Below are 23,084 nucleotides of genomic sequence, written 5' to 3' on the forward strand. Positions count from 1 at the left end.
CCCGGGTATACCAGTCTCATCCAGTAATTTCGTTCAATGGTCACATTCTTCTGAAAAGGATGCCGCTGAATAGTTAATTTTACAGATAATACCCAATTCCTGAAACGAGTATTTAAAATAACCGGTTATCTAATCCTGTCGCTTCTGCTATTGGTGGTGCTGGTGTATTTTCTCTTGCAGGTATCTTTCGTCCAGAATTATATTGCCAGGCACGCAGCCAACAGGCTGTCGCGGGCGCTGAAAACCGAGGTTAAAGTGGATCATATCGACCTCGAATTTTTCAACACCCTTTCTCTGAACGGCACCCTGGTAAGGGATCAGCAGAAAGACACATTGCTGTATGCCGGCGCCCTCAAGGTAAACATCACCGATTGGTTTTTTGTGAAAGACCAGGTGGAACTCACGTATATCGGGCTGGAAAACACCCTGATTGATTTGCACCGGGTGGATTCGGTCTGGAATTACCAGTTTCTTGCCGATTATTTCGCGGCTCCCCCCAGTCAGAAAAAACAGAACCCGATCCAGTTATCGGTAAAGGAAGTATCGCTGAAAAACATCAGGTTGCTGCAGCGGGATGAATGGCGGGGAGAAAACCTGGGACTATCACTTCAATCGCTCGATCTGCAGGCTGAAGTGTTTGACCTGATCAATAAAAACATCCAGGTAAAAAACCTGTCTATCGTACAGCCCATTTTTTCCATTTACAATTATGATGGGAACCGGCCACCAAGACCCCGTAAGGTGAGTTCTCCTCTTCCTCCGAACGATCCCGAGAACCTGAGATGGAACCCCGGGAAATGGTCGCTGGGCATCCGCAACCTGACCATCCGGAATGGAACCCTTAAAAACGACATTGAAACCGAAAGAGCGCCCTACTACTATTTTGACGGCGCACATTTCCAGTTCAGCCAGATCAACAGCCAGATCAGTGATATCAAACTAGTAAACGACACTTTCAGCGGCAATATCCAGATTGCAACCAAAGAGAGATCCGGCTTTGAAGTAAAAAAATTAAAAGCCCTTATGCGATTCCATCCTGAAGCGATGGAGTTCCGTCAACTCGACATACGCACGCCTAAAAGCTATCTGCGGAACTATTATGCCATGCGCTATGATACGTTTGATGATATGAGTGAATTCATCGACAGTATCCGGCTGGAAGGCAATTTCACGGATGCCATTATTCACAGCGATGACATCGCTTATTTCGCCCCTGAACTGGCAAACTGGAATACCCGGATCAGCCTGAGTGGAAAGGCATCGGGTACCATCAGTCATCTGGAAGGGAAAAAAGTAATAGCAAAAGCAGGTAATAACACCTACTTGAATGGAGACTTTGTATTGAAAGGCCTGCCCGACATAAAAAAGTCCTATCTCGATGTAACAGTTCGGGATTTCAATGCCAGCTATGCTGATGTAACACAATTCTTTCCTGTTATTAAAACAATTAACGAACCCCGGCTGGATCGGCTTGGTTTTATAAAATTCAAGGGCAGCTTCACCGGATTCCTGACTGATTTTGTAACCTATGGAACTATTGAAACAGCCTTAGGCACCCTGGCTACTGATGTGAATATGAAATTCCCCGATAAAGGTGCTCCCATGTATGAAGGAACCATTCAGACAGAAGAATTTAATCTTGGGCAATTTATTGGGAACAACATGCTGGGTTCTTTTGGTGTTGCCGGTGATATTAAGGGAAGAGGCTTTACACTGCAAACTTTGGATGCGGGACTGAAAGGCTATATTCCGTTTATCGTGTATAAGGGGTATGAGTACCGTGATATCGAAATAGATGGAAAATTCGCAAAGCGTCTTTTTAATGGAAATGTTGCGGTGAACGATGAACACCTGGAAGCAAAACTAAAGGGACTGGTTGATTTGTCCGGTGAAATACCCCGCTTCGATTTTAGTGCACTGGTGGTGAATGCGAATCTGCGCAGCATGAAATTCGCAAAAGAAGAACTGGATTTCAATGGCACCTTCAATGTGAATTTTTCAGGCAGCAATATTGACAACTTCCTGGGATCCGCCCGCATTTCCGATGCTTCGGTGTATAACAATGGACAACGAATTTCCTTTGACAGCCTATATGTGGAAAGCAGTTTGCAGGAAAGTGGGAACAAAACCATCACCGTGCGTTCCAACGAATTCGAAGGCATACTCGCCGGAAAATTCAATATCTCTTCCTTACCTGATGCCTTCCAGACCTTTCTCAACCGTTACTACCCCAGTTATATTGCAGCATCGAAAACAGCAGTGGACAATAACTTCAGCTTTTTTATCACCACGCGCAAAGTGGATGATTACCTAAGTCTGCTGGATAAACGGCTCAAAGGATTTAATAACGCTACCATCAACGGGCAGCTCAATACCAAAGAAAACATATTTGATGTGGATGCCGAGATCCCGGAATTCGGGTATAATAAACTCAGCTTCTACGATGTAAAATTCAAAGGCCGGGGAAATTTTGATTCGCTTGCAGTGAATACCACTGTTGGAGACATCCAGGTAAATGACAGTCTGCATTTCCCGGGATCCGTTGTGAATATCAGCGCCAGCAATGACCTTTCAAAAGTTAGCATTCAAACCAGTGCCAACCAGACGCTAAACCGAGCTTCCATTGCCGGTGAAGTACAAACGCTGAAAAATGGTATCCGGGTACAGTTTTACCCTTCCAGTTTCGAAATCAACGAAAAACCCTGGATCATTGACGATGGAGGTGAGATCATCCTGAGTAAAGAACTTGTTACAACTGAAGGCGTTCGGATTTACAGTGAAGACCAGGAAATCATACTCAGCTCTGCTCCTTCGTCTATTGGTAAGGGTAATGATCTGAAAGTGGAATTGAAGAAAATCAATATAGGCGATTTCGCGCCCTTCTTTGTTAAATCAAACCGGCTGGAAGGATTGCTCACCGGGGAGATAGAACTTATCGATCCGTTCAGCAACCTGCAGGTGGATGCCGTAGCGAAAGCGGAACAGTTTCGCCTGGACAATGATTCAATAGGTGTGCTGGATCTGAGCAGCACTTATTCCAGCAAGTCGGGCAGGGTGACTTTTAAAACTATTTCGCTTAATGAGAATTACAATTTTGATGTAGCCGGACTGGTCAACACAACAGACAGTTTATCAGACCAGGTAGATATAACGGCAAAGCTTAGCCGAACCAAAATCAGTTTGCTGCAACAATACCTGACGGGCATATTTGAAAAGCTGGATGGTCATGCAACCGGTCAATTACGAATTGTTGGCAAAGGAAATAATCTTAAATACCTGGGAGATGTAAGTTTAAATGAAGCAGGATTGCTGGTTGATTACACAAAAGTTTACTATAAAATTCCTGCAGCACAGATCAAGTTTACAGATGGACAAATAGACTTTGGCAAATTTGTATTACAGGATACTTTAGGCAACAAGGGAGAACTGACTGAAGGAAAACTCTATCACAATAATTTCAATGACCTTGCTTTTGATTTTTCGGTAAAGACCAATAAGCTGCTTTTACTGAATACCACTTCAGCCGACAACAGTCTTTTTTACGGAAATGTTATTGGTCGGGCCAACATGAAATTCAGCGGTCCGATGTACGACATGCAGATGGAGATCAGCGGTGAGCCTACAGACAGCAGCAATATATACATCGCAACGGAATCGAGCCGTCAGAATGCAGAAGCGGATTTCATTGTATGGAAAGAATATGGTAAGGAAATGACACCTTACAAACCCTATGACCGCGAATCCAATTTTACCGTATCACTCGATATCAGGGCGAATAATATGGCTGTGGTAAACATGATCATTGATGAGGCAACCGGTGATATTATAACGGCCAGGGGTAATGGGAATTTAAAAATGCGGGTAGGTTCCAAAGAGAACCTTACCATGACAGGCAGGTATGATATCGAAAGTGGTTTTTACAATTTCAATTTCCAGGCCTGGAAGAAAAATTTTATTCTGTTGCCGGAACGCAACAATTACATCAGCTGGAATGGAGACCCGTACGAAGCAACTTTAAAGATTGATGCATTGTATTCGGCAAACAATGTGAAGTTCAGTGACCTGCTAAGTAGTGGAGGATTCGGGATCAATGACCCGAACGTAACCCAGTATCGTGGTACGGTAAATATCATTGCCAATATCACAGAGAAATTATCACAGCCAAAGATCCGCTTCCGGATTGAATTGCCGACGAACAGTCCGTTACGGAACAATTACCAGGCAAGTACGCTTTTCAAGATCATTCAGGAAGATGAGAACGAATTGAACAAACAGGTATCCTATCTGATTTTGTTTAACAATTTCGGTCCGCTGACTGCTGTTGGAAGCCTTCAGAACAACAGTGCATCTTTCGCCAATACCGCGTTTGAAAGCCTGGTAGTGAGCAGCATTTCCGGCTTTTTATCCAGTGTTTTGTCTAACGAATTCTCCAAAATTCTGCAGAATGTATTCAACGATAAAAGCCTGAAGCTGAACATGAATGCCGCCCTGTACAGCGGCACCAACCTTACCGGACAATCGAATACACAGATCTTGTTACCAGACCGGACGAACATTAATCTTAGCCTGGCTAAAAGTTATCTGAATGAGCGACTCACTTTTATGGTAGGCAGTGCGATCGATTTCGGGATCAATTCCAGGCAATCGGCCACTTTCCAGTTCCTGCCGGATGTATCTGCGGAATACAAACTAACCCCGGATGGTAAATTCCGTATCACGTTTTTCTATCGTAATAACTGGAGTTATGCCTACCAAAGTGCCCTCCAACGCTCAGGCGTCGGACTATCTTACCGTAAAGAATTCGATCGCATCTGGGAACTGTTCCGCCGCAAGAAGAAAAATAAAACGGAGGAACTCCCAGAAGAAGAATTAGGAGTTAAGAATTAGGAATTTAGAATTATTGGGCGGATTCGTTCTCCAATTCATAATTCATAATTCACACTTCATACTTTACAGTTTGTGTCCCAGTTTATCCCGCTTGGTTTGCAAATACCGTTCGTTGTGCGGGTTGGGATTGATTCGGATGGGAACCGTATCGACAATTTCAATACCATAGCCCATTAATCCGGCTCTCTTCTTGGGATTATTGCTGATCAACTTAAGTTTGGAGATTTGCAGGTGACGAAGTATCTGGGCTCCAACACCGTAATCGCGTTTATCCATCGGGAAGCCAAGATGGAGGTTCGCCTCCACGGTATCCATGCCTTCTTCCTGGAGTTTGTAGGCCCGGAGTTTGTTCATCAGGCCAATACCCCTTCCCTCCTGGTTCATGTATAATACAACCCCTTTGCCTTCAGTTTCCACCAATTGTAGCGCCTTGTGCAACTGTTCGCCACAATCACATCGCAGGGAACCGAGTATATCACCGGTAAAGCAACTGGAATGTACCCGAACCAGAACCGGCTCCTCCTTATCCCATTCGCCCTTGATCAGGGCTATATGTTCGTTATTGGTATGCTTCTCGCGGAAAGCCACCATGGTAAAATGTCCGTATTTGGTAGGCATATCCACCCGAACCACTTCTTCAATTAAGGTATCACGCTTCAGGCGGTATTCAATCAGGTCCTTGATGGAAATGATCTTGATCCCAAACTTTTTGGAAATCTCAAGCAGTTGAGGCAGGCGGGCCATGGTACCATCTTCATTCAGGATTTCCACCAGTACACCGGCGGGTTCGCATCCGGCCAAACGGGCCAGGTCGATGGTAGCTTCCGTATGGCCGGCGCGGCGCAGCACACCGCCTTTTTTAGCTTTAAGGGGAAAAATATGGCCCGGACGACCCAGTTCTTCGGGACGTGTATCCGGGTTGATGAGCGCCTGGACGGTTTTGGCCCGGTCGTGCGCGGAAATTCCGGTAGTACAGCCATGACCCAGCAGGTCCACCGATACGGTGAAAGCGGTTTCATGTAAAGCGGTATTGCTGCTGACCATCATATCGAGTTTAAGCTCCTCACAGCGATCTTCAACCAGGGGGGCGCAAATGAGTCCCCGGCCTTCTTTGCTCATGAAATTGATGACTTCCGGGGTCACATGGCGGGCGGCGATTACAAAATCACCCTCGTTTTCACGGTCCTCGTCGTCCACCACAATCAGCATCTTACCTTCCCTGAAGTCTTCAATGGCACTTTCGATACTATCCAGCATAAACCAAATTTTAGCAAAGCTACGGTAAAGACCTCAGAACACTATTATCAGAGAATATGGGCAACTTATCAAGGTAAACCGGTAGGTTACAATTTGTTAACATTATCCAAATAACATAATAGAATTATTCAGTTTCTTTGCAGCAAAATTGTAAAACACACACATTATGCTTTTGAAGAGAATTGTACGACTGGTGTGCCTTTTAGTGGCATTCACGGTCAGCGCAACGGCTCAGGTTACGACCAGTAGCATGAGCGGCTCCGTAAAAACGGCAACAGGTGAACCTCTGGTGGGTGCTTCCGTAACCATTACACACGTTCCAACCGGAACCGTGTATACGGCAGTAACCAGAACAGGTGGCCGCTATGACCTCGCTAACATTAATACAGGCGGACCCTACAAAATCCAGGTTTCTTTTGTTGGATTTCAGTCGGCAACCCGCGAAGACGTATTTGTGAACCTGGGTGAAACTGAAACCCAGAACTTTACCCTGTCTGATACGCAGCAGCAACTTACAGAAGTAGTAGTTGCCGCCCGCGGAAGGGCTCGTGAAACCGGTAAAGGTGGTGCAGAAACCTCTATCGGTCGCGACAAAATGGCCAACCTTCCAACTGTAGGCCGTAATATCTCCGATTTCCTTCGTTTTATTCCACAGGCAAAAGTTACCGGTGACGGTGGTATTGCGATTGCTGGTCAGAACAACCGCTACAACTCCTTTTATATTGATGGAGCTGTCAATAATGATGTTTTTGGTCTGTCTGCAAGTGGTACCAACGGTGGTCAAACCGGAGCTCCTCCCATTTCAATTGATGCGATTGACCAGTTCCAGGTAGTTGTTAGTCCTTATGATGCAAGCCTTGGTAACTTCACCGGTGGTGGTATCAATGCGATTACCCGCAGCGGTACTAACGAAACAACCGGAAGTATCTATTATTTCTTCCGTAATCAGAGCCTGAGTGGGAAAACTCCGGGTGGCGCTAAAGAAGACGCTACCAGACTGAACGACTTCTCCAACAAAACTTATGGTTTCCGCATTGGTGGTCCAATCATTAAAAACAAACTGTTTTACTTCCTGAATGCTGAAATGCAGCGCGATGAGCGTCCGCAGCCTTTCTCATTTAGTGATTACCAGGGATCTTTAACAGAAAATGATCTGGCTACACTCACCACCTTCCTGCGCAATAATTATAACTATGATCCAGGAGGTTACCTGAACAACCCTGAAAAAGTAACCGCTGATCGTATTACAGCTAAGGTAGACTGGAATATGAATGCCAAAAACAAACTGAGTGTCAGCTATCGCTACAACAATGCGGAGCGTTATAACACCAGTAGAAGTGCTAACCAGTCGATCAATTTCTACAACAACGGTTACATTTTCCCGAGCAAAACCAATTCATTGTCTGTAGAATTAAACAGCCGTTTCAAAAGAAGCAGCAACAATCGCCTGTTAATTACGTATACTGGTGTAAAAGACGACCGTGGTCCCCTCGGTGGCGCTTTCCCCCGTGTGCGGATTCGTGATGGCGCGTCCAGCCTGTTCTTTGGAACCGAAGAGTTCTCCACCGGTAACCTCTTGACGCAGGATAACGTAGCAATCTTCGATGTATTCAAAATGTACAAAGGAAGACATACGATTTCCATTGGTACCGATAACGAGTACAGCAAATCGTATAACGTATTCATCCGCCAGAACTATGGTTCTTATGATTTCCCGAACCTGGAAACTTTCCTGAATGGAGGAAATGCAACTACCTATAACCGTTCTTACTCCCTTGTTGACCCAGGTGTAACTGGTGACAAAAGTGAAAACGCTGCTGCGGTTTTTGCCACCCTGCGTTTAGGTTTCTTCATTAATGATGAAATCAAGGTTTCAGACAATTTCACACTGAACCTGGGTCTCCGTGCTGATAACACCATCTTCCTGGATGATCCCCGTACGGATAATTTCTTCAACGATACAGCTGCTGCTGCTATCAGCCAGCACTATAATCTGAGAGGTGCCCGTAGCGGAAAAATTTCTAATCCAAAATGGTCGCTCAACCCAAGAATCGGATTTATTGGTAAACTTCCCGATGAAGGAATCACTATCCGTGGTGGTGTGGGTCTGTTTACCGGCCGTGTTCCCCTGGTATGGCCTGGTGGCGTGTACAACCAGAACGGTGTTAGTATCGCCGGATTGAACGGATCTAATCTGGCTTTCCGTCCGGATCCATTTGATCAATATACTCTTTCTGATTTGGGACTGAGTGCCCGTCTCCCATCAGGTGAGGTAAACCTGATTGCTGAAGATTTCAGAATGAATAAGGTAGTACGTGCCTCTTTAGCAGTTGATAAAGAACTGGGTAAAGGATGGAAATTCACTGTTGAAGGTATTTACACCAAGAACATCAACGAAATCGCTTATCAGAACGTAAACATCCTTCCTCCTGCAGCACAGTCTGCTGGCGCGGATTCCCGTAATGTGTATGCATTGAGTGGTTCCTTCCCTGCTCCAATTCCAATGCGTTCAAATGGATCAAATCCGTATACCGGAGTTTATCTTTTGTATAACAACGACGGACCAAAAGGATACTCTTACAATTTCACGGCTACCATCGATAAGGCTTGGAGAAATGGTTTTGCTTTCAACGCCAGTTATGTTTATGGAAACTCTATCGTGCTGAATGAAGGTACCAGCTCTCAAAACAGCTCTCAGTGGAGATTCATGGAAACAGTAAATGGCCGTAATAATATGGTTAGAAGCATCAGTGATTTTGACATTGCACACCGTATCTATGCATACGCAGCGAAAAAGATCACCTATGCTAAAAAGCACCTGGCGACTACCTTTACACTGGCCTATAATGGTCAGAGCGGATCTCCTTACAGTTATGTAATGAGCCGTGGTATGGTTCGTGATTTTGACAACAACGAAGACAATGACCTGATCTATGTTCCCCGTAACAGCAGTGAAATTGTATTCGTTCAGAATGGCAACCAGACTCCTGATCAGCAGTGGGCTGCTTTCAATGATTTCGTTGAAAACGACAGCTACCTGAAAACTCGTCGTGGTCAGTATGCAGAAAGAAATGCTGCACGTCTGCCTTTCACCCATGTAATCGACCTGAAAATCCAGCAGGACTTCAACATTCGCATTTCGAAGAAAACCTACCAGATTCAGGTTACTTACGATGTATTCAACTTCACCAACATGCTGAACCGTGAATGGGGTCGTACCTGGTTTGCATCTAACGACAACTATCGTTTGCTCGATTTTGCCGGTTACAGAAGCGCTACCGACCTTACTCCGACTTTCCGTTATACTGCTCCCAGAGACGGAAAACCTTATACCATCAGCGATGGCGTATTTAACAGCAGCAGATGGAGCAGCCAGTTGGGTGTTCGTCTGAACTTCTAACAGCTTAGCAGTTATTCAATATAAAAAAGGCTGTCTCACAAAATGTGAGACAGCCTTTTTTAGTTACATAAAAATCGCTTTAATCAGCCTGCAAAGGCCCAGTCCAGAAATACCGGCATTGCCTTACCCCAGGTTGCTACATCGTGTCTGCCATCCGGTAATTCGAGGTAATACATATCGGAACTGCGGTTATATCCTTTTCCTTCCAATTCAGTCATCAGTCCGAGTGTATCATCAATGGAATCAATGATTCCATTCCCGTTGCGATCATTGGTTTCATCGAGTGTTCCGGTACAAAAGAAAAACTTCAGCCAGGGGGCATAATTTCCTTTTCTCACCAGGTCATGCATAATGCGATGTTTGTCGTCATCATAGTCAGGTTCTGTCTGATCAATCATTCTCCACCAGAGTGAACCAGAAAAGACCCCTACTTTGGTAAATTCATGCGGATGCGCCCACACAATATCCAGTGCCGATAAACCTCCCAGGCTAAATCCGGCAAATACTTTTTCACTGAATTCAGGGTATCCCAGTTCCCGCCGGATAGTTGGCAATAATTCTTCGAAGATAAATTTCGTGTAAGCAGCTGCTTTAGCGCCCCTGCCCAGGTAATCCGGAACACCGGCTGTACCGTACTCCATTTTACGATCTGTACCCGCATGCATGGCAACCGCAATAAGCGGAATGCTTCCCTTACGCTGCAGGAAGTCCCTGAACACTTCAATCCAGTTCATGGTAGGCATGTCCTGGCCATCGTTGATTAACAGCAAGGCAGGGCGCTGGTGTTTCTCCAGGAATCCGGGAACATACGCGTCTACTTTTACCGTACGATCAAGGTGTTCCGATTCAATTTCAGTAGCGATGATATCAATTGTCAAACTGGTTTTCTCCGGGGGCATCAGGTCACTCATAACTGTTCACAATAAAATAATACAGGGCGCTGAAAATACAGGAATTTGGTGAAAAAAAAACTATATTCAGGTTCGATCTTTACCATTAACCAATTCAATTACAGATGAAGAAAATTGGCATTTTGTTTGGCCAGGAACGCAGCTTTCCGATGGCCTTCATAGAGCGTGTAAATAGTAAAAACATAGAAGGCATCCTTGCAGAACCCGTACGCATCGATAAAGTGATGCAGGGAGAAGCCACTGAGTATGCGGTAATCATTGACCGGATTTCCCAGGATGTGCCCTTTTACCGGGCTTTTCTAAAGAACGCAGCCCTCTGCGGAACGGCCGTGATAAACAACCCCTTCTGGTGGAGTGCCGATGAAAAATTCTTCAATAACTGCCTGGCCACCAAAATCGGGGTACCCGTACCCAAAACGGTTATACTTCCTTCCAGGGATCTTCCGGCAGACACAACCGATCAATCGTTCAGCAACCTGGCATATCCACTTGACTGGGACGGCATTTTCAAGTATGTCGGATTTCCCGCTTACATGAAACCCTTTGCAGGAGGGGGTTGGAAAAACGTGTATAAGTTGGTAAGCATGGAAGACTTTTTTGAGAAACATGGTGAAACCGGCGAGTTGGTAATGCTGTTACAGGAGGAGATCATTTTTGATGAATACTACCGTTGTTATTGCATAGGGGGCAAATATGTGCGGATCATGCCATATGAACCACGTAACCCGCACCATCTCCGTTACCAGGCAGGCTTCTCTCCCAGCCCGGAACGTCTTAAGCAGATGGAGGAGATTGTTTTAAAAATCAACCATTATCTGGGCTATGACTTCAACACAGTGGAATTGGCTGTACGAGATGGCATTCCCTATGCGATCGATTTCTGTAATCCCGCTCCCGACGCAGAAATCAAGAGTGTAGGCGAGGATAATTTTGCCTGGGTAGTCGAAACTGCTGCCAATTATGCCATTGAAAAAGCGATGGCACACCAGCCGGGAAAAGACAACCTGACCTGGGGTGAATACATCAAGCGCAGCGCTGCCAAAACACCCTTAACCTCCGGACTATAATCATTTTTAATTTTTCACGTCTCACGTCTCACATCTCACTTAATTCATATGTCTCCAATTAATTATAGCCAATTCACGCTGGGTATAGAAGAAGAATACATGGTCCTTGACCCACAATCGCGCGAGCTGAAAAGCCATGAACAAAAGATTGTATTGGAGGGACAAAAAATCATCAAGGACAAAGTAAAAGCAGAAATGCACCAGGCGGTGGTGGAAGTGGGTACTGATATCTGCAAAGACATTGACGAAGCCTTAAAAGATGTGGCTACCCTTCGCAATACCATTGCAAGAGTGGCCGGCGACCTGGGTTTTTCAATGGGTGCAGCCGGTACGCATCCTTTCAGCCATTGGGAAAGCCAGCTCATCACTGACCATGTCCGTTACAGTGAAATCGTTAATGAATTACAGGAAGCTGCCCGAAGCAACCTCATTTTTGGACTGCATGTGCACGTAGGAATGGAAAGCAGGGAGATGGCCAATCATATTGCCAACAGCACCCGGTATTTCCTGCCACATATTTATGCGCTTAGTACCAATTCCCCTTTTTGGGAAGGAAGGCTGACAGGTTATAAATCTTTCCGTACCAAAGTATTTGATAAATTCCCACGGACAGGCATACCTGAATATTTCGATACCATTGAAGATTATGATCACTATGTAAGGATGCTGGTAAAAACCAATTGCATCGACAATGCTAAAAAAATCTGGTGGGATCTGAGGGTGCATCCATTCTTCAATACGGTCGAGTTCAGGATCTGCGATGTACCACTGACTACCCATGAAACCATTATCATTGCCGCACTCTTCCAGGCGATCTGCGCCAAAATTTACAAGCTGCGCACCAACAACCTGAATTTCATTCAGTACTCACGGGCACTAATAAACGAAAATAAATGGAGAGCCAGTCGCTATGGAATCGATGGACGACTGATTGATTTCGGGAAAGAAGAAGAAGTAAATACCCGTGTATTGATTTATGAATTACTGGATTTTGTAGATGATGTGGTAGATCAGCTTGGAAGCCGGCATATCCTTTCGCTGGTTCCCAACCTGCTGGAAACAGGTACCGGTGCCGACCGTCAAATGAAGGTATACCAGGAGACCAATAGCATGGTATCGGTGGTGGATTATATCAAAGACCAATTTCTTTATGGTATTTAATCTACTAACGCCCTTGCATAAACGTAGTTGGCCGGCGCTGATTTTGATAGTAATCCTGAGCAGTGCCTGTTTTATACAGAGTTCCTGTGTTACTACTGCCCCCTATGATCAATATGTATACAAGGAATCCACCAGCCTTAAGGTGGATGCACTGAAACTCATGGACAAGGCGGAGAAAACTTATAATACTCAGGAAAAAGAAATAGAGAAATTAACCGACCAGCTGGATAAACTCTACGAATACGAATTACATAGAAAGAAAAATCAGTTGAGGATTCAAATGTGGGAATTACTCCGAAATCCGGAAAAAAACCTGCTGGGAGGTTTTCTTTCACGCTGGAAAAAAGAAGGTCAGTTAAGTCCGGGTTTTATTACTGAAGCAAAAATCATTGTAGGCAAAGCATTTGACCAATTGGCTGAACTGGAGAGTGGTAAACTTACTCCAAAAGAACTTCAACAATAATCACAACCTAAGCTGTTATCATGGCTGAAGCAGTACCATTTGACGATATTTTCAAAACCCTCAAAAAACAGGTGGAAGAGCTGGCCAGGCTCTTTGTAAAAAACTACACCAAAGCAGCCATTAAGGATGGCAGGAAATTCCTCGATGATACCAGAGAAAGTCTGAAACGCTGGACACTGTTGCTGGCGGAAGGAAAATTAACCACGCAGGATTTTGAGTGGCTGGTACTCGGACAAAAAGATCTCGCTCAGATGATCGCGCTGAAGCAGGCGGGCTTGTCTGTTATCCGGATTGAACAATTCCGCAACAGTTTATTATCGTTGATTGTTGATACCATTTTTGGTGTTGTTTTATAATTAAAATCTCAGTACTTGAAAACGTTACGACTATTTATTGGGGCACTCATGATCATGGGTAACTGGGGCTGCAGCAACAAGAGCGAAGCAGATCTGCTTATCCGCAATGCCGTTATTTATTCGGTTGACAGCCAGTTCAGCAAACAGACAGGCATGGTTATCCGGGATGGAAAAATCCTGGAACTGGGAGCTGATGCGCAATTGTTGGAAAAATACCAGACCAAAGAAGTATTGGATGCAGGCGGACAGTTCATTTACCCTGGTTTTATTGATGCACATTGTCATTTTTACCGCTATGGCTTGGGATTGCAAACAGCCGACCTGGTAGGTACTACCAGCTGGCAATCCATACTGGATACATTGGTAAAATTTTCATCAAATGTTCCGGAAGGATGGCTGATTGGCAGAGGGTGGGATCAGAACGACTGGCCTGCCCAAAATTTTCCTACCAATGAAGATCTCAATCGTTTGTTCCCGGAACGCCCGGTATTATTAAGCCGGATAGATGGGCATGCCGCTATCGCTAATGACAGGGCCCTTGAGTTGGCGGGTATCAAAGCCGGAGACCGTTTAACAGGTGGTACCATCGAAGTGAAAAACGGAAGACTGACGGGAATCCTGATTGATAACGCGATTGATCTGGTAAGCTCAAAAATACCCGCTCCTACTGCAATACAGATGAAGGAAGCGCTGCAGGATGCACAACGGAACTGTTTTGCGATGGGACTTACAACGGTTGACGACTGTGGTCTTGATTATACAGAAGTGGAATTCATCGACAGTCTGCAAAAATCCGGTGATCTGAAAATGCGTGTATATGCCATGCTAAGCGATGCCAAACGCAATTATGATTATATCCTTCCAAAAGGCATTATCAAAACGCCCTTTCTCAATGTTCGATCGTTTAAAGTTTATGCAGATGGTGCATTAGGCTCAAGAGGCGCCTGCCTGTTGCACGATTATGCAGATGATCCCGGCAACAAAGGATTTCTGTTAAGCAATCCCGAACATTTTGATTCCGTGGCCGCACTACTTGCCAACTCACCTTTCCAGATGAATACACATGCTATCGGAGACAGTGGGAACCGTACTATTCTCAAGATTTATGCAAAGCATCTCGAGGGTCAATCTGACCGGCGCTGGAGAATTGAACATGCACAGGTGGTGAATCCAGATGATTTCGTACTCTTTGGCGCCCATGGAATTATTCCATCCGTACAGCCCACACATGCCACTTCTGATATGTACTGGGCTGGAAAACGAGTGGGTGCTGAAAGAGAGAAAGGAGCCTATGCATTCAAACAATTAATGGATCAAAATGGCTGGATTCCCCTGGGAACTGATTTTCCTGTAGAGGATATTTCCCCTTTTAAAACCTTTTTTGCCGCGGTTGCCCGACAGGACGCCAACGGCTATCCTGAAGGTGGTTACCAGCCGGAGAACGCACTTTCCCGGGAGCAGGCACTTCGGGGTATGACCATCTGGGCAGCAAAGAGCAATTTCGAAGAATCCGAAAAAGGCAGCCTGGAACCCGGTAAACTAGCCGATTTCATTCTGCTTGACCGGGATCTGCTAACGGCACCGAAAGACTCCCTGCTCTCTACCCGTGTCCTCGGCACCTGGGTTGGTGGCCAAAAAGTGTTCTAAAGGAGAAATCTTTATTTTTGCAGCTATGGCAATGGATTTGGGTAAGATTAGGGTAGCCATTCTGGATCTGTACGAAGGGGTGGAAAATCAGGGCATGCGGTGTATCCGTGAAATTTTGAACCTGTATGCAGATCAGCACCAGGTGGATCTGGAATGGGACGAATTTGAAATACGCCTGCAACAGCAGACGCCTGACTTAAGCTATGATATTTATATCTCAAGCGGCGGACCCGGATCACCACTCGAAAGTGAAGGATCGGCCTGGGAAGCGGCCTATTTTGGCTGGCTGGGATCCGTGGAAGAATTCAATAACAATCCTTTACATTCCCGTAAGAAACAAGTATTCTTCATTTGCCATTCTTACCAGCTTGCCTGTAGGCATTACGGTGTAGGAGAAGTGACAGCCCGCAAATCCACCGCATTTGGTGTTTTCCCTGTTCATATGCTGCCCGGTGCAGAGAAAGAGCCCGTTTTTCAGAACCTTAAAGATCCCTTTTACGCAGTGGACAGTCGCGATTTCCAGGTGATCCGTCCCAACTATAACCGCATCCGTCATATGGGCGGAAAAATTCTGGCAATCGAAAAGGAAAGACTACATGTGCCGCTTGAACGTGCCATGATGGCCTTCCGTTTTAATGAATACATGGTGGGCACGCAATTTCATCCGGAAGCGGATGCCATTGGCATGAGTATGTACCTGCAGCGCGACGATAAAAAGGAAACCGTTATTAAAAGCCATGGTTTTAAAAAATGGCAGAGCATGATCGAACACCTGAATGATCCGGATAAAATCCTGTACACTTATTCCCAGGTGCTTCCCAATTTTCTGAATCATGCAATTGGACAATTAGCCTTTGCAGAAGCCGGATAAAAGCGGCAATTCTGTATCTTCAAACAAAGGCAAAATTTTATGGTTTCATCCTGGAGAACTTCTTTTAACCAGCAATTCACCAAAGAACGGTACGAAGCATTTATAAAGGACCTGCACAGTGCCTATCCCGGAGAAATAGAATTCCGTGTGGCGGAAACACCTATACTGGCAGATAAAGTTTTCAAGCAAAAAGTATTGGATGCCTGTGAACGTATTGTAGACCGGATACTGGAACCGGATTTCAAAACAATCACCGAACGCAGCATTCCTCCTGCAGAAAGGGTACCAAATGAAACCCCCTTTGCGCACATGATTGCATTTGATTTCGGCGTCTGCGAAAATGAACAAAACGAACTGGAGCCACAATTGATAGAAATGCAGGGGTTCCCCACCCTATTCGGATTCCAGGTCTATTACCCGGAAGTATTGCAACGTCATTTCGAAATTCCGGAGAATTTTTCTCAATACCTTGGTGGATATACCAAAGAAACCTACCTGGATGATTTACGTTCCATTGTACTCGGTACGCATCAGCCGGAAGAAGTAATCCTGCTGGAAATCAAACCTCATGAACAAAAAACCCGGATCGATTTTTACTGCACCCAAACCTACCTGGGCATCCAACCGGTATGCATAACCGAACTGGAACAGGAAGGGAAAGCGCTTTATTATACAAAAGAGGGTAAAAGAATTCGCGTAAAGCGCATATACAATCGCGTTATATTTGATGACCTGAACGCGCAGAAAGATCAGTTGGGGAATTATATTGACATCACGCAGGATTTCGATGTTGAATGGGTTCCGCATCCCAACTGGTTTTACCGGATCAGCAAGTTCACCATGCCTTTTATCAAACATCCCTATATACCTCCTACCTATTTTCTGAACGAGTTGGATAGTCTGCCGGCGGACTTGAGTCAGTATGTACTGAAGCCACTATTCTCGTTTGCCGGGCAAGGAGTAGTGATTGATATAAGTCCGGATGATATAAGCGCCATCAAAGATCCCCAAAACTGGATTCTGCAGAAAAAAGTAAAGTATGCAGCTATCATTCCCACGCCTGATATACCTGCCAAAGCGGAAATCCGGATCATGTATCTGTGGAAGGAAGGATGGGATCGACCCAAACCTGCCATCAACCTGGCACGCCTCAGCAAAGGCAAAATGATCGGTGTCCGCTATAATAAAGACAAAGAATGGGTGGGTGGATCTGTCTGCTTTTTTGAACAATAATAAATTCCTGTATGCAACACCTTAATGATATCACTGCAAAAGAAGTCCTGCCCGGATTATTCGGAAAATTTCTGCATGGAGAAAAATCCTCCCTGGCTGTTTGGGAAATCCGCAAAGGAGCTGTCCTTCCCCTTCATGAACATGAAAACGAACAGATCACCTATATCCTGGAAGGAGAACTGCAGATGACGATCGGTGAAAACACAACCGTTTTCAAAGCCGGAAATGTAGAGGTAATCCCTGCCAATATACCTCACAGTGCTATCGCATTGACAGACTGTAAGGTAATTGACAGCTGGGCTCCCGTTCGGGAAGCCTATCGTTGATTATTCCTCTTCCGCGGAATTCTTGAGTTTTCCCAATACCGAGTATGCATTGGCGATTACCAGTTCTTCCTTTTCCAGGTTCAGTGCAGTACTGTTGATGGAAAGCAATCCATTACCAGCCGGTTCTGTTGTTACTTCCACCATTTCAAAGGTCAGTGGCTTCACCTGGCGGAAAATGTATTGGTTGTTTCCAAACCGTACCACTGCCTCTTCGGGCACAGTGAGTGCTTTGCGCTTATCGAGGAAAACTGTAGCATTCAGAAACATACCCGGCATCAGGTGATCCGGCATTTTCTCAAAATGGCAATGCACGGTACCGCTCCGGTTTTCATCCACATTGCGGGTAAAAATTAAAATTTCACCCGGATATTCAATTTCCGGCTCATCCACAAACTGCATACTAACACGCTGGCCTATTCGAAGTTTAGCCATATCCTTTTCAAAAACAGTCAGTGCGGCATGCATATCATCAGGATTAATCAGTTCAAACAAAACATCAGTAGGATTTACATATTTACCAATGTTCACATTTACTTTGGACACATATCCATTAATAGGCGAACGAAGGGCAACCGAACGCGATAAATTTTCAGCTGTCAGCTGTTCCGGAGGCAGGCCTACCAGTCGCAGTTTTTCACTGAATCCTTTCAATAATACCTGCTGACTTTCCACGTCTGTAGTCACCTGCTGTAACACTTTATCCGCGTTGACTTTGTTCTCATTGAGAATCCGCTGCCGCTCCAGGTCCTGTTTAAGATAATCCAGTTTACTTTTAGTAACCAGGTAGTCCTGCTGTAATTGCACCAGGGCCTGATCCTCAATGGTACCAATCACTTCTCCTTTTCGCACCCGCATACCCGGTAGCAAGCGGGTTGATTTTAAATACCCTCCTAACGGAAAACTCACCGATACAATATTCTGCGGGGGTACATCCACCACTCCGTTTACGGTTAGTGTACTGCTGATGTCTTTTGTTTGCGCTTTACCGGTAACAATTCCTGCCATCCGAAGCTGGCTGCTATCCAGTTCAACCTGGTTAGTCAACAATTCTGATGCTGTTGTTTCGGATTTGGGTGCTGCCGTATTACAGGCCGCAACAACTAATACCGAATATATAATTGATAATTTTTTCATTGATCTTAATTTCCATTTACAAAGTTCATTTCAACCAATTTCATATTGTACGCCTTCACGGCGTCCAGATAATTCAGCCGGATGTTGATGCTCTGATTCATCAGCATGGTCCATTGCAGGTAATCAATCTCTCCGTTTTCATAAGCAGCCCGGGCCTGTAACTGCAGGGCGTCTGCCTGTTTTTTACCAGATTGTCTGAAATAATTTATCTGATCGCGTGACCTTTTCATTTCCTCTTCCAATTGAAGCTGTCGGTACTGAAGTGACTGCAGCAAGGCGGAAGCCTGCGTAGAAGCCTGCTCCACCTGGATTTCAGCGGCTTTAACCCGGGTGCGGGTAGCTTTCATAAACAAGGGAAGCCCCATCGTAAAATTGACTGAATGAAAGCGGTAACCCGGACCAAAATACAGATTATCCACCCCGTTTTTGCTTTGATATCCCACAATGGACATATTAGTATACCCTATCGTAAACTCGGGCAGCAACTGCGCCTTATCAGTTTTGCCTGAAGCCTTGGCAACTTCCCCCAATTGCTCCAGATAACGGAGCCCCGGTGCACCGGTTAACCCGGCTGATTGTATAGGCTCCAGTAACGGCTCCTGGTAAAGAGGCTGATAATAATCAGTTGTGTTTGTAAGCGCCATCAATTGCTGCTGAATCGCCCGGCGGTCCTGCACCAATTGACGCAACTGCAATTGCAATTGTTCCAGCATGGCATCCGCCGTTGTTTTTTCCAACTGATTAGATTCACCGGTTTGTAAACGCAATGCTGCTGCTTTACCAAACCGGCTGTACACCGTATCAAGTGATTGTAAAACCAACTCCCGCTCCCGGATGTCTATCAATTGCAGATACAGCATCCGGATTTCCCTTTTGAGTTCATTGGCCTGGATACCCGTAGCTGCTTCCTGCAATCGCTCCTGCTGAGCATATAGATTCTTTTGAGACTTATACACAGCAGGCAATTGCAATCCCTGGTTCATAAAGAGACGATTGTCGTGGAATACGGAATTGAAACGGCCGTATTCAATTCCCAATGCAGTTTTGGGTAACTCAAACGTTCCTGATTGCAGCACTTTAAAATAATCCTCCTGCTGCCTGGCAGCTTTTAAACCCAGGTTTTGCCGCTCTGCCAGTACCAGTAAAGAATCAAGTGGAACAGGATGTTCATTTATCACTTGTGCCTGTACGTTAGTAGACCCTAATCCGGCAAGTACGATTACTACCATGGCTGCGGCCTTTTTACTCATACCCCATTTCTTTTCTATCCATACAAACAAAACAGGAAGGAGAAAGAGCGTGAGAATGGTTGCCGTTAACAATCCGCCAATAACAACGGTTGCAAGCGGGCGTTGTACTTCGGCACCCGGACCGTGACTAAGCGCCATCGGCAAAAAGCCCAGGGAAGCAACAGATGCTGTCATTAGTACCGGACGCAATCTCAAACTGGTTCCTTCCATAACAATATCCTTTAATGAATGATTGCCTTCTTTTTTAAGGCGATTGAATTCTGCAATCAGAACGATCCCGTTTAAAACTGCCACACCAAAAAGTGCAATGAATCCGATACCCGCTGAAATGCTAAAAGGCATATCACGGAGGTAGAGCGCGAACACACCACCGATCGCAGATAATGGAATGGCTGAAAATATAAGCAGCCCGTATTTGATGGATCCAAAAGAAAAATACAGCAGGAAAAAAATAAGCAGTAAGGCAACAGGTACGGCAATCATCAAACGAGCTTTCGCCTGTTGCAGGTTTTCAAACTGTCCGCCATAATGCACATAATAACCGGCGGGAAACTTTAAGCTACGATTGACTTCTTTGTTTAACTCACTCACTACTGACTCCACATCTCTGCCCCTGACATTGAAGCCCACTACGATCCGTCGTTTGGCATCCTCCCGTTGAATCTGGTTGGGTCCTTCCTTGATCTGAATATCAGCTACCTGGTACAAGGGCACCTGCAAACCGGTTGGAGTAGGCACCAGCAACTGCTCAATCTGGCTGATATCCTGCCGGCCTTTTTCACTCAATCGAACCACCAGATCGAAGCGTCTTTCATTTTCGTAGATCAGGCCGGCCGACTCTCCTGCAAATGCAGCACGAATCAGGTTATTGATATCTGCAATCTGCAATTGGTAGCGGGAGATAGCTGCCCGGTTATACGTGACCACAATTTGTGGCAGTCCGGTAACCGTTTCAACATATATATCTGCAGCCCCTTCCAGTTTCCGTACTACCCCGGCAAGGTGATGTGCATAGGCAGACAATGAGTCGAGGTTCTCACCAAAAATCTTACACACTACATCTTGTCTTGCACCAGAGATCAGTTCATTGAAACGCATCTGTACCGGAAACTGGAAACCGGCTGTGAGTCCGGGTATAGTTGCCAGTTCCTGGCTCATTTTATCCGCCAGTTCATCATAGGTTTCAGCGCTGGTCCATTCCTCTTTTGGTTTCAACTGAATAATCATATCACTCATTTCAATGGGCATTGGATCTGTGGGTATTTCCGCTGCTCCGATCCGGGTCACAATTTTTTTTATCTCAGGAAATTTACGCAGCAGCAAGCCGGCTCCCTGCTGGGATGCTTCAATAGAAGTGGTAAGGGAACTGCCCACCAATACGCGTGTATCAACTGCAAAATCGCCTTCCTCCAATTCTGGGATAAACTCTCCACCCAGGCGCGTCATCAGAAAAATGGCAAACAGGAAAAACACCAATGCTCCACTAACCAACCAGGCAGGTATAGTCAGTGCTTTTTGCAGCAGTGGTCGATACCAATTCACCAGTTTATCCATCAATCGATCAGAAAGAGTTGCCTTGTGATTGAGTTTCTTACTTAATGCCAGCGAACTCATCATCGGTACATAGGTAACCGAAAGCAGGAAGGCGCCAATGAGAGCGAAACTAACGGTCATGGCCATGGGCCGGAACATCTTGCCTTCAATTCCAACCAGAGACAAAATAGGCAGGTATACAATCAGGATGATGATCTGGCCGAATACAGCCGCATTCATCATTTTGCCGGATGCATGTTCTACTTCATTGTTCATCTCGTCCTGGCTGATATGCCTTGCTTTTTCATAGGTTTTACTATGGTAGAGCCGATGCATCACAGCTTCCACAATGATAACGGCACCATCCACAATTAGTCCGAAGTCAAGGGCACCCAAACTCATCAGGTTACCGGATACTCCAAAAACGTTCATCATGATCACCGCGAAGAGCATGGCCAGCGGAATCACGGATGCAACAATGAGTCCGGCTCTTAGATTCCCCAGAAATAAAACCAGGATAAATACCACAATCAGGGCACCTTCGATCAGGTTTTTCTTTACTGTAGAAATGGCATTGTCTACCATTTTCGTACGATCGTAAAACACTTCCAGTTGCACTCCCTCAGGTAATGATTGCTCAATAACGGCAATCCGTTTTTTTACATCTTTCACAACCTGGGAGGCATTGGCGCCTTTTAGCATCAATACTACTGCACCGGCAACTTCTCCTTTGTCTGCGTCTACCAGGGCACCGTAACGAACAGCGTGTCCTATTTTTACTTCTGCCACATCGCGCAGGTAAACCGGCAATCCGTTACTGGTATTCTTGATGTAAATGGAACGGATATCATCCAGGGAAGTTGCCAGTCCCTCTGTGCGGATAAACAGCGCAGCCTTATTGCGTTCAATATAAGCGCCTCCGGAATTCTGGTTATTCTTTTCCAATGCGGAAAAAACATCCGCAATGGTGAGGTTCATACTTTTCAAACGGTCAGGCATAACCGCTACTTCATATTGCTTGAGTTTACCACCAAAACTGCTTACGTCTGCCACACCGGGGATGCCCAGTAATTGGCGACGAACTATCCAGTCCTGGATGGAACGCAATTCAGTAAGGTCAATTTTGCTTTCATAACCCGGCGCGGGTTTTAGAATGTATTGAAACACTTCTCCCAAACCGGTGGTGGGGGGTGCTATTTCAGGTGTACCAGCCAACTGCGGTATTTGTTCCCGAATCAGGGTAATCCGTTCGGCAACCTGCTGACGGGCCCAGTATAAATCGATATCATCATTAAAAACAATGGTAACCACAGATAATCCAAACCGGGAGATGGATCGCATTTCGTGAATACCTGGAATATTGGCCGTGGCCTGTTCAACGGTAAAACTAATGAGGCGCTCTACTTCAGGAGCTGCCAGGGTGGGTGTAACGGTAATCACCTGTACCTGGTTGCTGGTGATATCTGGGAGTGCATCAATTGGTAACCTTGAAACCGAATAGGCTCCGTATCCGATTAATCCTGCTATAAATAAACCGATAATCAGCTTGTTCCGTACGGAAAAGCGGATAATTGCATTCAACATTTAA

Annotated in this window: 14 protein-coding genes; 10 read left to right on the forward strand and 4 right to left on the reverse strand. The window is 45.4% G+C overall.

The annotated features are described in order from the left end of the window. Positions 1 to 174: 174 nt before the first annotated feature. On the forward strand, positions 175 to 4,887 hold the full coding sequence (locus tag L0U88_RS02965) for a translocation/assembly module TamB domain-containing protein (RefSeq protein ID WP_234864118.1): 4,713 nt from the start codon (positions 175 to 177) through the stop codon (positions 4,885 to 4,887). Positions 4,888 to 4,950: 63 nt separating this feature from the next. On the opposite strand, the gene L0U88_RS02970 is transcribed toward L0U88_RS02965, so the two are convergent. Beyond that, on the reverse strand, positions 4,951 to 6,144 hold the full coding sequence (locus tag L0U88_RS02970) for a bifunctional 3,4-dihydroxy-2-butanone-4-phosphate synthase/GTP cyclohydrolase II (protein WP_234864119.1): 1,194 nt from the start codon (positions 6,142 to 6,144) through the stop codon (positions 4,951 to 4,953). Between the two features lie 166 nt (positions 6,145 to 6,310). Between L0U88_RS02970 and L0U88_RS02975 the strand changes: the two genes are divergently transcribed. Then, on the forward strand, positions 6,311 to 9,544 hold the full coding sequence (locus tag L0U88_RS02975) for a TonB-dependent receptor (RefSeq protein WP_234864120.1): 3,234 nt from the start codon (positions 6,311 to 6,313) through the stop codon (positions 9,542 to 9,544). 83 nt (positions 9,545 to 9,627) lie between these two features. Here L0U88_RS02975 and L0U88_RS02980 read toward each other — a convergent pair whose 3' ends face one another. Beyond that, positions 9,628 to 10,455, reverse strand: coding sequence for an alpha/beta hydrolase (locus L0U88_RS02980; protein WP_234864121.1), 828 nt, complete (start codon positions 10,453 to 10,455; stop codon positions 9,628 to 9,630). A gap of 104 nt (positions 10,456 to 10,559) precedes the next feature. Here L0U88_RS02980 and L0U88_RS02985 point away from each other — a divergent pair, with 104 nt between their 5' ends. From L0U88_RS02985 to L0U88_RS03020, 8 genes are read left to right on the forward strand one after another with little or no spacing between them, the layout of a single operon-like run. After that, a complete protein-coding gene (locus tag L0U88_RS02985; protein WP_234864122.1) occupies positions 10,560 to 11,522 on the forward strand; it encodes an ATP-grasp domain-containing protein in 963 nt (320 codons plus the stop codon). 48 nt (positions 11,523 to 11,570) lie between these two features. Further along, positions 11,571 to 12,683, forward strand: coding sequence for a carboxylate-amine ligase (locus tag L0U88_RS02990; protein ID WP_234864123.1), 1,113 nt, complete (start codon positions 11,571 to 11,573; stop codon positions 12,681 to 12,683). Beyond that, positions 12,673 to 13,146 carry a hypothetical protein gene (locus L0U88_RS02995; protein WP_234864124.1) on the forward strand — a complete coding sequence of 158 codons (474 nt, stop codon included), beginning with the start codon at positions 12,673 to 12,675 and terminating at the stop codon, positions 13,144 to 13,146. The genes L0U88_RS02990 and L0U88_RS02995 overlap by 11 nt, the downstream gene beginning before the upstream one ends. A 20-nt stretch (positions 13,147 to 13,166) precedes the next feature. After that, entirely contained in the window at positions 13,167 to 13,502 is a 336-nt protein-coding gene (locus L0U88_RS03000; RefSeq protein WP_234864125.1) for a hypothetical protein, read from the forward strand. A gap of 15 nt (positions 13,503 to 13,517) precedes the next feature. Further along, on the forward strand, positions 13,518 to 15,149 hold the full coding sequence (locus L0U88_RS03005; protein WP_234864126.1) for an amidohydrolase: 1,632 nt from the start codon (positions 13,518 to 13,520) through the stop codon (positions 15,147 to 15,149). Positions 15,150 to 15,174: 25 nt separating this feature from the next. Beyond that, positions 15,175 to 16,020 carry a type 1 glutamine amidotransferase gene (locus tag L0U88_RS03010; RefSeq protein ID WP_234864127.1) on the forward strand — a complete coding sequence of 282 codons (846 nt, stop codon included), beginning with the start codon at positions 15,175 to 15,177 and terminating at the stop codon, positions 16,018 to 16,020. 39 nt (positions 16,021 to 16,059) lie between these two features. Beyond that, positions 16,060 to 17,253, forward strand: coding sequence for a glutathionylspermidine synthase family protein (locus L0U88_RS03015; protein ID WP_234864128.1), 1,194 nt, complete (start codon positions 16,060 to 16,062; stop codon positions 17,251 to 17,253). Between the two features lie 11 nt (positions 17,254 to 17,264). Further along, positions 17,265 to 17,579 carry a cupin domain-containing protein gene (locus tag L0U88_RS03020; RefSeq protein ID WP_234864129.1) on the forward strand — a complete coding sequence of 105 codons (315 nt, stop codon included), beginning with the start codon at positions 17,265 to 17,267 and terminating at the stop codon, positions 17,577 to 17,579. On the opposite strand, the gene L0U88_RS03025 is transcribed toward L0U88_RS03020, so the two are convergent. Beyond that, the gene (locus L0U88_RS03025) at positions 17,580 to 18,713 is read right to left on the reverse strand and encodes an efflux RND transporter periplasmic adaptor subunit (protein ID WP_234864130.1); all 1,134 of its coding nucleotides are present in this window, start codon (positions 18,711 to 18,713) and stop codon (positions 17,580 to 17,582) included. Positions 18,714 to 18,718: 5 nt separating this feature from the next. Further along, entirely contained in the window at positions 18,719 to 23,080 is a 4,362-nt protein-coding gene (locus L0U88_RS03030; RefSeq protein ID WP_234864131.1) for a CusA/CzcA family heavy metal efflux RND transporter, read from the reverse strand. Positions 23,081 to 23,084: the final 4 nt, after the last annotated feature.

The sequence above is a fragment of the Flavihumibacter fluminis genome (genome assembly GCF_021491375.1).
GTDB classification, from domain to species: Bacteria; Bacteroidota; Bacteroidia; order Chitinophagales; family Chitinophagaceae; genus Flavihumibacter; species Flavihumibacter fluminis.